12 protein-coding genes are annotated in these 15,210 nt (G+C 73.2%); 5 read left to right on the forward strand and 7 right to left on the reverse strand.

The features are described from left to right. Positions 1-38 precede the first annotated feature (38 nt). Both ACGFIB_RS29340 and ACGFIB_RS29345 read right to left on the reverse strand, forming a co-directional pair. Positions 39-1,544: a peptide MFS transporter gene (locus ACGFIB_RS29340; RefSeq protein WP_393376358.1), complete on the reverse strand. Its 1,506-nt coding sequence runs from the start codon at positions 1,542-1,544 to the stop codon at positions 39-41. Positions 1,545-1,644: 100 nt separating this feature from the next. Further along, positions 1,645-2,364 carry an SDR family oxidoreductase gene (locus ACGFIB_RS29345; RefSeq protein ID WP_357261685.1) on the reverse strand — a complete coding sequence of 240 codons (720 nt, stop codon included), beginning with the start codon at positions 2,362-2,364 and terminating at the stop codon, positions 1,645-1,647. 125 nt (positions 2,365-2,489) lie between these two features. Between ACGFIB_RS29345 and ACGFIB_RS29350 the strand changes: the two genes are divergently transcribed. The 5 genes from ACGFIB_RS29350 to ACGFIB_RS29370 all read left to right on the forward strand — a co-directional run bounded on the left by ACGFIB_RS29350 (position 2,490) and on the right by ACGFIB_RS29370 (position 8,280). Further along, entirely contained in the window at positions 2,490-3,353 is an 864-nt protein-coding gene (locus tag ACGFIB_RS29350; RefSeq protein ID WP_142572441.1) for a LysR family transcriptional regulator, read from the forward strand. Positions 3,354-3,450: 97 nt separating this feature from the next. Next, positions 3,451-5,292 (forward strand): AMP-dependent synthetase/ligase, encoded by a 1,842-nt coding sequence (locus tag ACGFIB_RS29355; protein ID WP_393376359.1) that lies wholly within the window; start codon positions 3,451-3,453, stop codon positions 5,290-5,292. A 93-nt stretch (positions 5,293-5,385) separates the two neighbouring features. Next, on the forward strand, positions 5,386-6,294 hold the full coding sequence (locus ACGFIB_RS29360; RefSeq protein WP_393376361.1) for a hypothetical protein: 909 nt from the start codon (positions 5,386-5,388) through the stop codon (positions 6,292-6,294). Between the two features lie 180 nt (positions 6,295-6,474). Next, entirely contained in the window at positions 6,475-7,437 is a 963-nt protein-coding gene (locus ACGFIB_RS29365) for a hypothetical protein (RefSeq protein WP_357248249.1), read from the forward strand. A gap of 186 nt (positions 7,438-7,623) precedes the next feature. Continuing rightward, complete coding sequence (locus ACGFIB_RS29370; protein ID WP_142572437.1) at positions 7,624-8,280, forward strand: response regulator transcription factor; 657 nt, start codon at positions 7,624-7,626, stop codon at positions 8,278-8,280. On the opposite strand, the gene ACGFIB_RS29375 is transcribed toward ACGFIB_RS29370, so the two are convergent. The 5 genes from ACGFIB_RS29375 to lanKC all read right to left on the reverse strand — a co-directional run bounded on the left by ACGFIB_RS29375 (position 8,182) and on the right by lanKC (position 14,866). Then, entirely contained in the window at positions 8,182-9,990 is a 1,809-nt protein-coding gene (locus ACGFIB_RS29375; protein ID WP_357261674.1) for an ABC transporter ATP-binding protein, read from the reverse strand. The genes ACGFIB_RS29370 and ACGFIB_RS29375 overlap by 99 nt on opposite strands. Continuing rightward, the gene (locus tag ACGFIB_RS29380) at positions 9,987-11,786 is read right to left on the reverse strand and encodes an ABC transporter ATP-binding protein (protein WP_393376363.1); all 1,800 of its coding nucleotides are present in this window, start codon (positions 11,784-11,786) and stop codon (positions 9,987-9,989) included. Before ACGFIB_RS29380 ends, ACGFIB_RS29375 begins: the two co-directional genes overlap by 4 nt. A 127-nt stretch (positions 11,787-11,913) precedes the next feature. After that, a complete protein-coding gene (locus ACGFIB_RS29385) occupies positions 11,914-12,072 on the reverse strand; it encodes a SapB/AmfS family lanthipeptide (RefSeq protein ID WP_393376364.1) in 159 nt (52 codons plus the stop codon). 40 nt (positions 12,073-12,112) lie between these two features. Then, entirely contained in the window at positions 12,113-12,244 is a 132-nt protein-coding gene (locus ACGFIB_RS29390) for a SapB/AmfS family lanthipeptide (protein WP_142572434.1), read from the reverse strand. A gap of 6 nt (positions 12,245-12,250) precedes the next feature. After that, a complete protein-coding gene (gene lanKC, locus ACGFIB_RS29395; RefSeq protein WP_393376366.1) occupies positions 12,251-14,866 on the reverse strand; it encodes a class III lanthionine synthetase LanKC in 2,616 nt (871 codons plus the stop codon). Between the last annotated feature and the right edge of the window lie 344 nt (positions 14,867-15,210).

Consider the following 15,210-nt stretch of genomic DNA (forward strand, 5'->3'; position numbering starts at 1 on the left):
GGCGTTTCCGGCCCTGCCTCTGTCCGGCCCTGCTCCGCTCAGCCGGCCGCGGGCACCGACGGCATGTGGTGCTCGGCCATCAGCGTGCGGAGCCTGCGCACGAACAGCAGCATGACGAGCCCTGCCGCGATCGCGGCGAGCGCGAGGACGAGGTAGTAGACGGGCATCGGCACGACCGTGGTCAGCCGGTAGGCCTGGCCGCCGACGGAGTCGCCGAGGGCCATGGAGAGGAACCACAGGCCCATGAGCTGGTTCTCGAACGCCCGAGGGGCGAGCTTGTTGGTGACCGACAGCCCGGCCGGGCTGAGAAACAGCTCGCCGACGGTCTGGATCAGGTAGACCGACAGCAGCCACATGATCGAGACCTTCACCCCGCCGGAGGCGGCGCCGGCCGCGACCGACATGACGACGAAGCTCACCCCGACGCACACCAGGCCGACCGCGAACTTGAGCGGCGTGCTGATCCGGGTGCCCGCCTTGAGGAACATCTCCGCGAAGAGGGGGGCGACGAGGATGATCGCCAGCGAGTTGATGTTGCCCACCCAGCCCGGGGGGATCGTGAAGCCCAGCACGTTCAGGTCGGTGTCGTTCTTCGCGAACAGCAGCAGGGCGCTGCCTGCCTGGTCGTAGACGAGCCAGAAGATCGCGGCGGCCAGGAACAGCCAGACGTACGCGAACAGCCCCCTCCGCTCCTGCTCGGTGACCTCCCGCGAGGAGAACAGGAAGGCGAAGTACGCCACCGGCACGGCCGCCGTCACGACCGTGAGCACGAGGGCGAAGCGGTCCACGGTGAGCGTGCCGCTGAGCGCCCACAGGGCCAGCGCCCCCGCGCCGGCGGCGAGGCAGACGCCCGCGACGACCTTGAAACGCCGCTCCTCGTCCGGGGTCAGGCGGTGGTCCGGCTCCTCGCCGGCGCCGCACAGGGTGGCCCGGCCGCGGACGTACTGCGTCAGGCCCACGGCCATGCCCAGCGCCGCCGCGCCGAAGGCGAGGTGCCAGCGGTCGCCCGTCTGGAGCCAGGGCACGATCATGATGCCGAGGAACGCGCCCAGGTTGATGCCCATGTAGAAGATCGTGTAGCCGGAGTCGCGCCGGGCGTCGTCCTCGTGCCGGTACAGCTCGCCCACCAGCGCCGACATGTTCGGCTTGAGCAGCCCGCTGCCCAGCGCGATCAGCACGAGGCCGAGCCAGACGAACCCGCCGCCCATGGGCATCGCCATGCTGACGTGGCCGCCCATGATGACCAGGGCGCCGCACAGCACGGTCCTGCGCGCCCCGAGCAGCCGGTCGGCGAGCCAGCCGCCCGCGATGGCGAGCAGGTAGACCGAGGCGATGTAGACGCCGTAGATGCCGACCGCGGTGGTCTCGGGCAGGCCCATGCCGCCGCGCGTGACGGGCGCGGTCAGGAACAGCACGAGGACGGCGCGCATGCCGTAGTAGCTGAAGCGCTCCCACATCTCCGTGCCGAACAGCGTGGCCAGCCCCCGTGGATGGCCGAAGAACGTCTGCTCGCCCAGCGGCGGGCCCGATCTTCCGGATGCCATGCGATCCCCCCGATCACGCACCATCCTGTGTACCTTACCTGGCTTTATGTCCCTTTTGTCCGATTGTGATGGCGTCGTGAGGGGCCCGGTAGCAGCGGGGTCACACCAGGATCGCACCGCCGTCCACGGTGAGGACCGTGCCGGTGACCCACCCCTGGGTCATGCAGTAGAGGTAGGCGGGCGCGACGTCGCCCACCTCGCCGACCCGTCCGGCGGGGACGGCCGCGCCGACACCCTCATACATCGCCTGCCGGTCGGTCTCGCTCATCGACGCCCACAGGGGCGACCGTACGACCCCGGGCGAGACGGCGTTGACGCGGACGGGGGCGAGCTCGACGGCGAGGGCGCGGACCAGCGACTCGATCGCCCCGCAGATGCTCGCCGCGACGGCCCAGCCGGGGCCGGGCCGGTCCTTGGCGATGCCGGTGGTGAGGGTGATCGAGCCGCCGGCGCGGATCAGGGGGACGGCGGCCTGGACGGCGGCCAGGGCGCCGAAGTAGCGCACGGTGAAGAAGTCCCGGGCCGTGGCCAGGTCGAGTGTGGCGACAGGCATGAGATCCAGTGCCTCCCCGGCGGTGAACACCAGGTGGTCGAGCTCGCCGATCTCCTGGAGCACCGCCCGCACGCGGGAGGGGTCTGCGAGGTCGGCGACCTTGCCCACGGTCCCGCCGGGGAGGGCGGCCAGCGCCCGGTCGACGCCCGCACGCCTGCTGGACACCACCGCGACCTCCGCGCCCCGGGCGGCGGCGGCCTCGGCGGTGGCGAAGCCGATGCCGGAGGTGCCGCCGAGGACGACGACGCGCTGTCCCTTGAGGTTCATGAGACGGGCCTTTCCATAAGTGCCGTTCTGTCCCCTTCACGATGCCGCCGCACCGGCCCCGCCGTCCAAGACCCTTCCGGGCCGCTGTAATACCCTGAGGGCATCACGGAGCGGAGGAGATGCCGGTGGACGTCGACCTGCGCAAGCTGCGCTACTTCGTCGAGGTCGCCGAGCGGCTGCACTTCGGCCGCGCCGCGCAGGCGCTGCACATCGCGCAGCCCGTGCTGTCCCGGCAGATCCGCGCGCTGGAGAGCGAGCTCGGGGCTCAGCTGTTCGTCCGGGACAGGCGGGCGAGCGAGCTGACCCCGGCGGGCCGGCAGCTGCTGGAGGACGCCCGGCCCTTGCTGGCCTCCGCCGAGGCGCTGCGCCGCCGCGTGGGCCGGGCCGCACGCGGCCCGCGCGTGTTCGCCGTGGGGTTCATGCCGGGCCTGATCGTGACGCCCGCGGTCCGCGCGCTGTCGGCCCGCCACCCCGGCCTGACCGTCGAGGTGCTGCGCATGAGCTGGGACGACCAGGCCGAGCTGATCCGCGACGGCCATGTTGACGTGGGCTACGTCCGCCTGCCGATCGATCGGCGGGGCCTTCGGACGCGCCACCTGCTGTCCGAGCCCCGCGTCGTCAGCCTGCCCGCCGACCACCGCCTCGCGGGCAAGGACGTGATCAACGCGGCCGACCTCGCCGACGAGCACCTGCTGCAGGACCCGGACGCCGTCCCCGAGTGGCGGGACGTCGCCACCGAGATGGCCACCGGTTCACGGGGCGCGGGGCCGCAGATCCGCACGGTCGAGGAGAAGCTCGAACACGTCGCGGCCGGACGCGGGATCGTCATCCTCCCGCTGTCCACGGCGACCTTCTACACCCGTCCCGACGTCGTCCACGTCTCCGTGTGCGACCTGCCGCCCAACCAGGTCCACCTGGCCTGGGACGCCACCCGCCGCAGCCCGCTGATCCAGGAGTTCGTCGGCGTGGCCGTCGCTTCACAGGGCTGAATCTCGCTCGCGCCGGCTCTCCGCCGGGGTCTTGCCGACGGTGATCTCATGTGGTGCGATGCATGCCACGCGTGCGAAATGCCCGTTGGGAGGCGCGATGACCGGCGTACTGGAAGAACGGGCCGCGATCGAGCGGGAGATAGCGGGCAGGACGATCTGCGAGCAGCTCAGGTGGGCCGCGCAGGGGCATCCGGACTCGCCGGCCTACTCCGATCCGGCCGGGGACGGCTGGACGACCCTGACCTACGCCGAGGCGCGCAGGAGGGTGCTGCAGATCGCCGCGGGCTACGCCGCGCTGGGCGTGCGGCCGGGCGACTCCGTCGCGCTGATGCTGGTCAACCGCAGCGAGCACGTGCTGGCCGACCTCGGGGCCGTCCACGCGGGCGCCGTCCCCTGCTCGATCTACGCGACCTTCGCCCCCGAGCAGGTCGCGTACGTCGCCCGCGACGTGGGGGCGCGCATCGCGGTGCTCGGCGGCCCGGCCGACCTGGCCCGCTGGGAGCCGGTCCTCGGTGAGCTGCCCGCGCTCACGAAGGTCGTCATGCTGGAGGGCGCGCCCGAAGGCGACGAGCGCTTCCTGAGCTGGGAGGCGTTCCTGAAGCTCGGCGCCGGCGCGCTGGCCGCCGACCCGGCCGCGGTGGAGGCGCGCTGGCGCGCGGTGACCGCGGAGGACACGCTGACCGTCCTGTACACCTCGGGGACGACGGGCACCCCCAAGGGCGTCCCGCTGACGCACGCCAACGTGCTGTTCGAGATCGCCTCCACCCAGCGGATGATCCACCTGCCCATCCACGGCACGCAGATCTCCTACCTCACCTACGCCCACATCGCCGAGCGGGTGCTCAGCCTGTACCTGCCGCTGGTCAAGGTCAACCACGTCCACTTCTGCACGGACATGGCGAACCTCGGCGCCACGCTCGGCCGGGTGCGTCCCGTGCTGTTCTTCGGCGTTCCCCGCGTCTGGGAGAAGATGACGTCCCGTCTGCAGGCACTGATGGCCACCCAGCCGCCCGAGCAGCAGGAGAGCGTGCGCGCGGCGATGGCCGCCGGGCTCGCGTACGTCGAGGGGCTGCAGCACGGCCGCACGGTCACCCCCGAGGTGCGCGAGGCGTACGAGCGGGCCGACGCCGCGCTGCTGTCGGTCGTGCGCGGCCTGATCGGGCTCGACCAGGCCCGCTGGTGCGCGACCGCCGCCGCGCCGATGCCGGTCGAGGTGCAGCGGTTCTTCGCCGGCCTCGGCCTGAAGGTCATCGACGTGTACGGCATGACCGAGACGACCGGCGCCTTCACCGTCAACTCGCCGGACGTCTTCAAACTCGGCACGGTGGGCCGGGCCGAGCCGGGCGTCGAGGTGCGGATCGCCGAGGACGGCGAGATCCTCACCCGCAGCCCGCTCAACACCCGGGGCTACCTCGGCCTGCCCGAGGCGACCGCCGAACTCCTCGACGACGACGGCTGGCTGCACACCGGCGACGTGGGGTCGGTCGACGAGGACGGCTTCGTCCGCATCGTCGACCGCAAGAAGGAGCTGTTCATCACCTCGGGCGGCGAGAACGTCTCCCCGGCCGCCATCGAGGGCCATCTGACGGAGCATCCGCTCATCGGGCAGGCCCTCGCGTACGGGGACCGCCGGCCCTACCCGGTGGCGATCCTCACCCTGGACGGCGAGGTGGCGCCCGAGTGGGCGCGGGCGCGCGGCATCGCCTTCGGCTCCCTGGCCGACCTGGCCGCGCATCCGGACGTGCTCAAGGAGGTCGAGGCGGCGGTCGAGTCCGCGAACCGCAAGCTCGCCCGGGTGCAGCAGGTCAAACGGTGGCGGCTGCTGCCCGTCGAGTGGACGGCCGAGACCGCCGAGCTCACCCCCAGCCTGAAGCTCAAGCGCCGGGTCGTCCACGCCAGGTACGCCGAGGTGATCGAGGAGCTGTACGCGACCGGCTGATCCCGGGGCGGGTTCTCCCCGGGGCGAATCTTTACCGGCCCGGGAGTGTGTCGGGGGCCGGGGGCCCGGCGGGTGTGCGTACGGTCACGGGGCATGATGAGACCTCTGCTCGCGACGCTGGTCCTCGCGACCGCGACGACGGCGGCGGCCGCGCCGGCCCCCGCCTCCGGTGACCTGGCCGTCCGCTCGGTCGAAGTGCGCCCGTCCGACCCCGTGGTCGGCCCGAGCGGGTCGGTGCGGCTGGTCGTCGACGTGGTGGCGCGCGGAGCGGACCGCGTCTCCGTCGTCCTGGAACCGGGCCGCGCCCCCTCGGAAGGCGACGAGCCCGGAGGAGAGCCAGGCAAGGAGCCGGAGCCGGCCGTGACGCCCTCGCCGCCGTCCGGCGACGCGGTGCCGGTGCCGGTGCCGGTGCCGTCCGCCTCACCGAACCCGGTGGTCCCCCCGGGCGCCGCCCTGCCCGCGACCGTGCCCCTGCCGGGCCTGGGCGGGCTGGCGTCCGCCGCGATGCCCCGCGTGATGGGCGCGTCGCGGGACGGCCGGCCGGTCCGCCGGATCTCGTCGGGGGAGTGGGAGACCTGGCGGTTCCTCCCGGACAAGCCGCTGTCGCGGTGGTATCCGAACGGCCCGTGGACGGTCACGGCGACCGCGGTGAACGCGCAGGGCGAGCGGGCCGTCGCCCGGGGGGAGTTCAACCTGCGCCGGGCGACCGAGATCGAGGGGCTCAAGGTGGTGCGCGAAGGAGACGACGTGCGCGTCACCGGGACGCTGCTGCGGGTGGACCCGGTCGGGAAGGTCGACTACCGGCCCTTCGCCGGGCAGCGGGTCAGGATCCAGTTCCGTCCCGCGGGGTCGTCCCACTGGAAGACCGTCGAGGAGGCGGTCACCCGCAGGGACGGCTGGTTCTCCGCCCGCGTCCGTGCGGACGGCGAGGGCGCGTGGCGTGCCGAATATCCAGGGACATCTCGGTATGCCGCCGACGCCAGCCCGCGCCGAGAAGTGTGAACGGGCCGCCGACGCCTCAGGTGCTCCTCACGCGTCCATAACGCGAATATCGGGAAAGTTATCGTTCCGAGACCTATTTTCCGAAGATGTGGAGCAACTTTTCTCTCCCTTGTGACGTCTATGACGTAGGCGTGCCCCAAACCGGGGGCGCGTTCCTGAACGGGGAGAGGATTAACCCTCATGGTGAAACGAGCTGCTACCACCCTGGTAGCGGTCGCCATGGGCGCCACGGCGCTCGCGACTGCGCCCGCCTTCGCGGACACTGTCGTGCCCACGCCGTCGCCCACGCCGAGCCCCACCGTTGGGCACAACTTCCTTAAGCCGCACACGCCGAGCCACTCCACCGGGCACAACTCGCACAAGCCGTACACGCCGCACCCGAGCATCGTGTCGGTCGACGTCGACCCGAACGTGGTCGTGGTGAGCAAGGGCCGGTCCACCCAGGTCACCGCTCGCGTCACGGCCAAGGACGTCAAGAGCGTGGACATCGACCTGTGGGGCCCGAGGAGCCACGGCGACCACGGCGGCGACCACTGGTTCGGCAACGAGAAGGGCGGTCACAACGACGGTCCGAAGTTCGACCGCGCCTCGCGTTCGTTCAGCTTCGACTGGAGTGACCGGGCGGGCACCTACCGGGTGCACGTCGAGGCGATCGGCCTCGACGGCAAGAAGTACACGGCCGACCGCGCCTTCACGGTGAAGCGCAAGGAGTGGCACGCGCCGCGCCCGTCGGGCCCGAAGGCGACGCGCATCGCCGGCTTCGACGCCACGCCCGAGCCGGTCCGCAAGGGCCGCGCGCTGACCCTCAAGGGCAAGCTGCAGGTCGCGCAGTGCTGGGGTGACTGGTACTACGACGGCTGGAACAACCTGTCCGGCCGTCCCGGCGGTGACCGCTACTGCTCCGACAGCCACAACTACTGGAACAACTGGCACTGGCTGGGCTCGCAGAACGTCAAGGTCTACTTCCAGTCCTCGGGCTCCCACAAGTGGCAGTACGTGGACACGATCAAGACCGACGGCGACGGCGACTTCGCCACCAAGGTCCGGGCCTACCGGTCCGGCACCTGGGCGGTGCGGTTCGACGCCGGCCATGGGCTCAAGGGTTCCGAGGCGACCGACTACGTGAAGGTCGTGCGTCACTAGGAAACCCGACCGTGACGCCCGGCTCCCTTGGGGGCCGGGCGTCCGGCTTTCTCGGACGCGGTTCCTGATTAAAGCTGACAGTTCGGGTAGAGAGGTCCCGGCGTGCGCGCGGAACCTGCATAGTGAGTGAAGCGCTGCGGTCACCAACGGCGAGCACCCGCTCGCACCGCGTGTAGGGGGTCTGGGTTGATCCGACTGATGCTCGCCGAGGACATGCACCTGATCCGCAAGGCGTTGGTCGCTCTGTTGTCGAGCGAGGACGACCTCGAGGTGGTGGCCGAGGCGGACAAGGGCGAGGACATCGTCCGGCTCGGCTGCCTGCGGCGCCCCGACGTCGCGGTGCTCGACATCGGGATGCCCGGTGTCGACGGCCTCACCGCGGCTGCCGAGCTGCACCGCCGGTTACCCTCCTGCAGGACCGTCGTCCTCACCGGGCTCGGGACGCCCATGGCGCTGCGCAAGGCGCTGGACGCCAACGTGCGCGGCTTCGTCGTGAAGGACGCCTCACCGGGCCACCTCGTGGACTGCATCCGCCGCGTGGCGAAGGGAGAGCGGGTCATCGACCCCGAGCTCGCGGTGGCCGCGCTCGACGCCGACAGCAACCCGCTGACCGCCCGCGAGCTCGACGTCCTGGAGACCGCGGCCGGCGGCGCCACCGTCGGCGAGATCGCCGACCGCCTGTCGCTGTCGCGGGGCACGGTCCGCAACTACCTGTCCCGCATCCTCACCAAGGTCGGCGCCCGCTCACGCGTCGAGGCGATCCAGATCGCCTCCGAGTGCGGCTGGCTGTGGCCCGCCGTCGGCCGTGACATCGGCATCCTGCGCTACCGTTCCCGCCGGTAGCCTCCCCGGGCCCTCCCAGTGACCCACCAGGTCGGCGTACAGCGGTGAGGACGCCGCCATCTCCTCGTGCGTGCCGAGCAGGACGCGGGTGCCGTCCATGACCAGCACCCGCCGGGCCCGCAGGGCCGAGGAGATCCGGTGCGCCACGACGATCACCGTGCCCCCGCGCGCCGCGAAGGCCGCCTCCGCCCGCGCCTCCGCCGCCGGGTCGAGATGGCAGGTCGCCTCGTCGAGCACGACCAGCCGGGCGGGGGACAGGTAGGTCCTGGCCAGCGCGACGAGCTGCCGCTCGCCCGCGGACAGCTCGGCCGGGTCGAGCGGGCCGCCCGCGGTGCGCTGTGCGAGCTCCGCCAGCCCGAACGCCGCCACCGCCTCGTCCACCCGCTCGGGAGGCGTCCCCGGCGCGAGGTACGTGAGGTTGTCCGCCAGGGTGGCGGGGAAGACGTACGCCTCCTGGGGGATCAGCGCGCGGGCGGCCGGGTGGACCCGCGCGGCCGGGACGCCGCCGACGAGGACCTCGCCGTCATCCGGGGTCAGCAGGCCGGCGACGAGCGCGGCCAGCGTGGACTTGCCGATCCCGCTCGGGCCGACGACGGCCAGATGGTCACCCTCGGGCACGTCGAGGTCCAGGCCGTCGATCACCGGCTCGGGGGCCTTGCGCCCCGGCGTGCCGTACGCGAAGCGCACCCCGCGCAGCTCCAGCCGGACCCCGCCCGGCTCCCGGTCGCCGTGCGGCACGGGCGGGCCGGGCGCGTGCAGGATGCGCTCCAGCGTGACGGCCAGACGGACGCCGCTGACGCCGAGCCCCTGGACCAGGCCGCCGAGCGCGGGGGACAGCGACTGCATGACATAGGTCAGCGAGCCGAGGATCACCCCGCCGGTGACCCCCTGGCGCACCAGCCAGGGCGCGCCCGCGAGCAGGAGCACCACCGGCAGCCACGCCCCCACCGCCAGCGACAGCGTCCGCGACGCCGTCACCCGGGCCAGCGCCCGCGCGGCCCTCGCCTGCCGGGAGACCTCCCGCCCGACGCTCGCCGCGACGCGCGCCTCGCCGCCGCAGGCGGTCACGTCCCGCAGGCCGCCCGCCATCGCGGCCACCGCGGCGGCCGTGCGCTCGTCGGCGACGATGAACTCGCGCTGACGCCGCGCCAGGGCGGGCAGGGAGAGGAGGAACAGGCCGAGCCCCAGGGCCACCGGCGTCAGCACGAGCGGCACGACCTCCGGGGCCAGCGTCGTCAGCCCGGCCGCGACGCCGGCCACCGTGAACACGAAGGTCCTGACCGCCGTGATGATCGCGCCGAAGGCGTCCCTGGCCAGCTCGACCTGATGGTTCATCCGGGCGACCGCCGCGCTGTCGCCGCCCCGCCCGGCCCGCAGCGCCCCGGTCACCACGCGCCGCAGCAGGTCGTCGCGGAACGGCTCGACGATCCCGGCGATGAGCAGCAGCACCTGCCGGGCGGCCACCGCGGCCACCGCCCATGCGACGGCGAGCACCGCCAGCCACATCAGGCCGGCGCCGGGCCGCCCCGCGGCGAAGCCGTCGTCCACGGCCCGCGCGATCGCGTACCCGCCGCTCAGCGCGGGCAGGGTCTCCGCCACCGACCAGCAGGCCAGCCGCAGCAGCCGGGAGGGCTCGCGCCGCAGGGCCCGCACGACCACCCGCCCGGCGGCCGCTCCCGGCCGCCCTCCCGCGGGTGCGCGGCGCTTCACGAGGCCTCCTCGGCCCGGAAGACCGCGCGGTAGCCGGGGTCGTCCCACAGCCGCTCGTGCGTGCCGGTCGCGCGCACCCGCCCGTTGTCCAGCCACACGACCTGGTCGGCCTGCGCCGCCGTCGTCACGCGATGGGCCACCACCAGGCGGGTGCGGTCGGACAGGCTCCCGGTGAGCGCCCGCCCCACCTGCCGCTCGGTCACCGTGTCCAGGCTGGACATGGCGTCGTCCAGGATCAGCAGCCGACCGGCCTGGGCGAACGCGCGGGCCAGGCCGACCCGCTGGATCTCGCCCCCGGACATCGGCGCCTCGCCGGCCGGGGTGGCGTAGCCGAGCGGCAGCCGCCGGATGAAGGCGTCGGCGCGGGCGGCGCCCGCGGCCGCCCGCACCGCGTCCTCGCTGCGCGCCGTGTCTACGCTTCGCACCGCGTCTACGCTTCGCGCCGTGTCCTCGCTTCGCTTACCGGCGTCGTCCCGTGCGGCGAGGCCGAACGCGACGGCCTCGCCCAGCGTGTCGCCGAACAGCGCGGGCCGCTCGAACGCGTATCCGACGGCCCGGCGCAGCGGCTCGCGGCCGATCTCGCGCAGCGGCACGCCGTCCAGCAGCACCGTGCCGCGCTCGGGATCGACGAGCCGGCCGGCGACGGCGGCCAGCGACGACTTGCCCGAGCCCGAACGGCCCACCACCGCCGTGCACGTGCCGCCGGGCACGACCAGGCTGACACCGCTCAGCAGGCGCACACCGTCGGCCCGCACGGTCACGTCGCGCAGCTCCAGGGTGCCCGGGCCCGGCGGCAGCGGCCGGTCCCCGTACGCCGGGGGCGGCACGGCGAACAGCTGCTCCAGGCGCAGGGCGGCCGACCGGGCACGGGCGATGCGCGCCGCGTACCCGAGCGCCGACCCCAGGCCCGCCCCGAGCACGACGTAGCGCGCGGCGGCGAGCAGCTCCCCGACGGTGAGGCCGCCGGCCGACAGGCGTAGCCCACCGACGGCGAGCACGGCGATCTCCAGAAGCGGGATGACGACGGCGGCCTGGACGCCCGCCCGCGCCTGCAGGCGCCACAACGCCAGGCCATGGGCGCGCAGGCGGGGGAGCGGGGCGAGCACGCGCGCCGCCTCAAGGTCCTCGGTGCCGGCCGCGGTGATGGTGCGGGCCCCGGCGAGCGCGCCCACCAGCATGGCCGCGATCTCCCCCTGGGCCTGCTGGTAGCCGCCGGAGGCCGCCGTGGTCCTGCGCATGAACGCGCGCAGCACGGCCACGATCAGGAGCAGACCGGCGACGAGCGTGACCGCGAGCCACGGGTCGATCAGCGCGAGGGCGACGACGCTGCCGGCCGCAGGAATGATCAGCGTGGCGGCGGTGACCACCGCCTCGGGGGTCCGTCCGGCCTCCTCCACGTTCACCCCGGCGCGGGTGACGATCTCACCCGCGGTGAAGTGGCGGGTCATGCCGGCGCCGACGGACAGGGTGTGGGCCACCACCCGGGAGCGCAGCCACTGCGCCGCCCGCGCCCCGCTCACCCCGGCCGCGAGCACGCCCAGCGCGTCGCACGCGACGACCAGCGCGACCAGCAGCGCGGCGGTCGTGAGCGGGCCGGTGAGGCCGAACCCGGCCTCGGGCCCCGCTCCATCCCGCGCCTGGGTCCGCACCACGGCGTCGACGGCGCGGCCGAGCGCCGCCGGGAGCATGAGGTCGGCCGCGGCGCCCAGCAGCGCCGTCGCCGTCAGCGCCGCGAGCCACGGGCCGCCGCGCCGTACGGCCCGTGCGATCAGCAGGTCCGCCGGACGAGAGCTCACCGGGTCCTCCAGAAGGGAAAGGCCGGACAGGACGGGGCACGGGAACGCTTCCGCGTTGCCGGCCGGGGCCGGAAACGCGGAAGCCTGGGCGGCCGCGACGACCGCCCAGGACTCCCTCAGCGTGCTATCAGCCGCAGATCAGGCTGAGGCTGCTGTTCTCGTGCGGGGTGCAGGCCAGGAGGCTCAGGTTGCTGCCGCCGCCGCCACCACCGCTGTGGCCGCCGGGAACCTCGAGGGTCTGCAGGTCGAGAAGCGCCATCTGGATCATCTCCTTGTATGGTTCCATCAGCCGGATGCGGCTGAAGTTCGTGTTCTTGGGAGGGTCGTCAGCCGCAGATGATGCTGAGGCTGCTGTTCTCGTGCGGGGTGCACCCGAGCAGGCTCAGGTTGCTGCCGCCACCGCCGCCACCGCTGTGGCCGCCGGGGACCTCGAGGGTCTGCAGGTCGAGGAGCGCCATGTGCGTTCACCTCCTTCCGGGGCTGGTCGGGACGTTCGACCCGGCGGCGGTGCGCAGGGGCCCCTGCGCCTGAGACCGTCCGGGGGGCTCGAGAAACGGGAGGTGGACCGGCTCGTCGTGCAGCGCGGTGCCGAGCGCGAGCAGCACGCCGGCGCTCCCGGTGGACAGATCCATGGACAGGCGGAGCAACTGGGCTCCGGGGAAGGCCAGCCCGTCCTGGTGGGGAAGCTCGTGCCACGCCAGCCGGGCGATCTGCGCCGCGGCGGCCTCCGGGTCGGGGCGGGAGCCGGACGACAGGCAGGCGATCATGCCGGCCCGGCCCGCGAACAGCCCCGACTGGACGTAGTAGTGCAGGGTCGTGACCGGCCGGATGGCGGCCAGCGACTCGGCGAAGATCTCGTCGTGCCGATGGGTCAGGTAGCGGTCCAGCACCAGGCCGATGCCGGCCGACCCCTCGTCGAGGTAGGGATTGGTCCGCCAGCCCTGCTGCACCTGGAGCTGACCGTCCTCGCGGCCGACGCACCGGCGCAGGTCCTGCCGCAGCGCGGTGGCCGCGAGGTCGAGCAGCCCGGGATCGCCGGTGCGCTCGTAGGCGTGCAGGAACATCAGGGCGGGTCCCGACGAGCCGTACATCAGCCCCGCGTGCGGGTGCCGCCCGCCGCTGATCTCGGGCACGTCGTCCGGGCCGCCGAGCCGGTCGGCCACCACCGCCACGACCTGCGCGGCCCGCTCGCGCAGCTCCGGCTCGCCGGTCGCGTCGTGCAGGTGCATCAGGGCGAGGGCGACGCCCGACAGGCCGCGGTAGAGGCTCAGATCCAGCCCCTCCCGGAGCTCCCGCGCGCATCGCCGCGCCACGTCGAGCGCCTCCTCGCGGCGGCCGAGGGCCTCCAGCGCGTACGCCACCCCGTGCAGGCCGTCGTAGAAGCCGGGCCCGATGCTGGGCCTGGCGGCCTGCCTGAGCAGCCACTCCTCGTGCTCGGGGAAGCGCCCCGCCCCGGTCGCCGCGAGCGCGTACAGCACGCCGGCCGCGCCGTTGGCGAGGCTGACCCCGCCGCCGGGCTGGAACTGGACGATGTCGCCCGGGAACAGCCGGTCCTCGCGGTCCGGTGTCGCCGAGGCGAGGATCGCCTTCGCGAGCGCGTCCCGGACGGCGGGCCACCCCTCGGTGAGCCGGTCCGGCCGGGGCAGCCGGCTCGGCTGGGGCGCGGGCGGATCCTCGCCGAGGATCGTCCGCACGGCTCCCTCGATCAGCGCGGGGGGCACGGGGAACGTCTCGACGATCAGCCGGCCGAGCTGGGCGGCCTTGGGCCGGTGGAGCTGCAGCAGCATGGTGGTCATCGGGGCGAACACCCCCAGGTGCAGGCAGGCCAGCGCGTACTCGTCGGCCTCGACGCCGGCCAGCTCGCGCGGCGGCACGAAGCCGGGATTGGCGAGCGTGGGCCGTCTGCGCTCCTCGACGGGAGAGGAGACCTCGAAGTCGATCAGGACCACGCGGTCGCCGTCCACCAGGATGTTGAAGGGGTGCAGGTCGCCGAACACCACGCCGCGCTCGTGCAGCGCCGAGACCGCGGCGCGTACCTTGGCGAGCATCCCGATGGCCCACTCGGTGTAGTCCGCGTCCAGCTCCGGGGTGTGGTCGGCCCGCGTGAGGGGGTGCCGCTGGGCGATGAGCTGGCTGAGCGAGGTGCCGTCGACGTACTCCTGCACCAGGAAGTGGTGCTCGCCGGCCGTGAAGTAGTCGCGCAGCGCCGGCACGACGTCGAGGCCGGCCAGGCGCTCCATGATGGCGGCCTCGTGCCGCAGGCGGGTGACGGCGTCGCGTCCCTCGACGTCGAGCCCGGCGTGCGGGCGGCCCTCCTTGAGCACCACCTTCTCGCCGGTGCGCCTGTCGCGGCCCAGGTAGACGCCGCCGCCGTTGGAGAAGTGCAGGACGCTCTCCACGTCGTACGGCACGCCTTCGAGCGTCACCGCGTTGCGCGCGGCCAGGTGCGGTTCGAGGAAGGCCGGCAGGGTCACCCAGGAGGGCAGGGCGAACGCCGGACCGCGCACGTCGGGGACGAGGTTGCCGTCGGCGTCCTCGATCGCGAGCACCCGCTCGCCGTTGTCGTCGAGGCAGTGGCGCTCGGCGAACCCGCCGTACCGGACGAACAGGGGGCCGTCGCCGTACCGCAGGTCGCTGAGGATGTACGGGCCCTCGACGCCGTCGAGGATCTCGGCGAGCTCCTTGAGCGTCAGCTCCAGCTGCGCCTCGTCCACGGGATAAATGGTGACCAGCTTGCCGCTCGACCCGCGGAAGGCGTACTTGGAGTTCTGCATCGTCATCACGCGCCGGCCGCGCAGGAACTTGAAGGCCAGCCCACGGGGCACGCAGTAGTCCCAGGCCGCCGCGATCACCCGCTCCGCCTCCGGCACGGAGGAGGAGATGTGAATCTTCCAGCCCTGCGTGGGCAGACCGGCACCGGCCGGCGCGTAGTGCAGCCAGGTCTCGCTCTCGGCGTGCGCCCATCCGTCGGGGGTGGGGCGGGCCGCGATGGCGAAGTCGGGATGCTCCGCGCGCTTGGTGTCGAGGGTGTCGTAGAACAAGGGATCTGCGAGGCAGTAAATCTCGTACTTACTAATCACAAGATGTCCCCTTAGGCCGGTCACGTCAAAGAATTCCGGAAATAAGGAGAAGGGCCAAGTTACGCCCGTCAACTGCGCCATGTGAAATCTGCATATAACGAACCGTGACGCAGTCATGGGTCGACGGGTGATGCCGCTCGCGGCTATCTCCTCGGTACCACCCGGACTATTCGGTCAAGGGGCTGGTCAAACACGCCACGCCGCTGTGCGGGGCCTTGCGCGTGGCCTCACACGGGCCCTTGTGCGGAACCTCGTGCGGGGCCTTGTGTGGGGCCTTGTGTGGGGGCGGCGGGAGGGATGGGGGCGGTGCGCGAGGCACACGCGTGCGGCCGGCCGGCGCTCAG

The sequence above is a fragment of the Microbispora bryophytorum genome, assembly GCF_043197435.1.
GTDB lineage: Bacteria > Actinomycetota > Actinomycetes > Streptosporangiales > Streptosporangiaceae > Microbispora > Microbispora bryophytorum.

Coding starts and splice junctions, on each gene's coding strand:
- ACGFIB_RS29340 (WP_393376358.1), bottom strand. CDS start 1,544: ATGGCATCCGGAAGATCGGGCCCGCCGCTGGGCGAGCAGACGTTCTTC.
- ACGFIB_RS29345 (WP_357261685.1), bottom strand. CDS start 2,364: ATGAACCTCAAGGGACAGCGCGTCGTCGTCCTCGGCGGCACCTCCGGC.
- ACGFIB_RS29355 (WP_393376359.1), top strand. CDS start 3,451: ATGACCGGCGTACTGGAAGAACGGGCCGCGATCGAGCGGGAGATAGCG.
- ACGFIB_RS29360 (WP_393376361.1), top strand. CDS start 5,386: ATGATGAGACCTCTGCTCGCGACGCTGGTCCTCGCGACCGCGACGACG.
- ACGFIB_RS29365 (WP_357248249.1), top strand. CDS start 6,475: ATGGTGAAACGAGCTGCTACCACCCTGGTAGCGGTCGCCATGGGCGCC.
- ACGFIB_RS29385 (WP_393376364.1), bottom strand. CDS start 12,072: ATGGAACCATACAAGGAGATGATCCAGATGGCGCTTCTCGACCTGCAG.
- ACGFIB_RS29390 (WP_142572434.1), bottom strand. CDS start 12,244: ATGGCGCTCCTCGACCTGCAGACCCTCGAGGTCCCCGGCGGCCACAGC.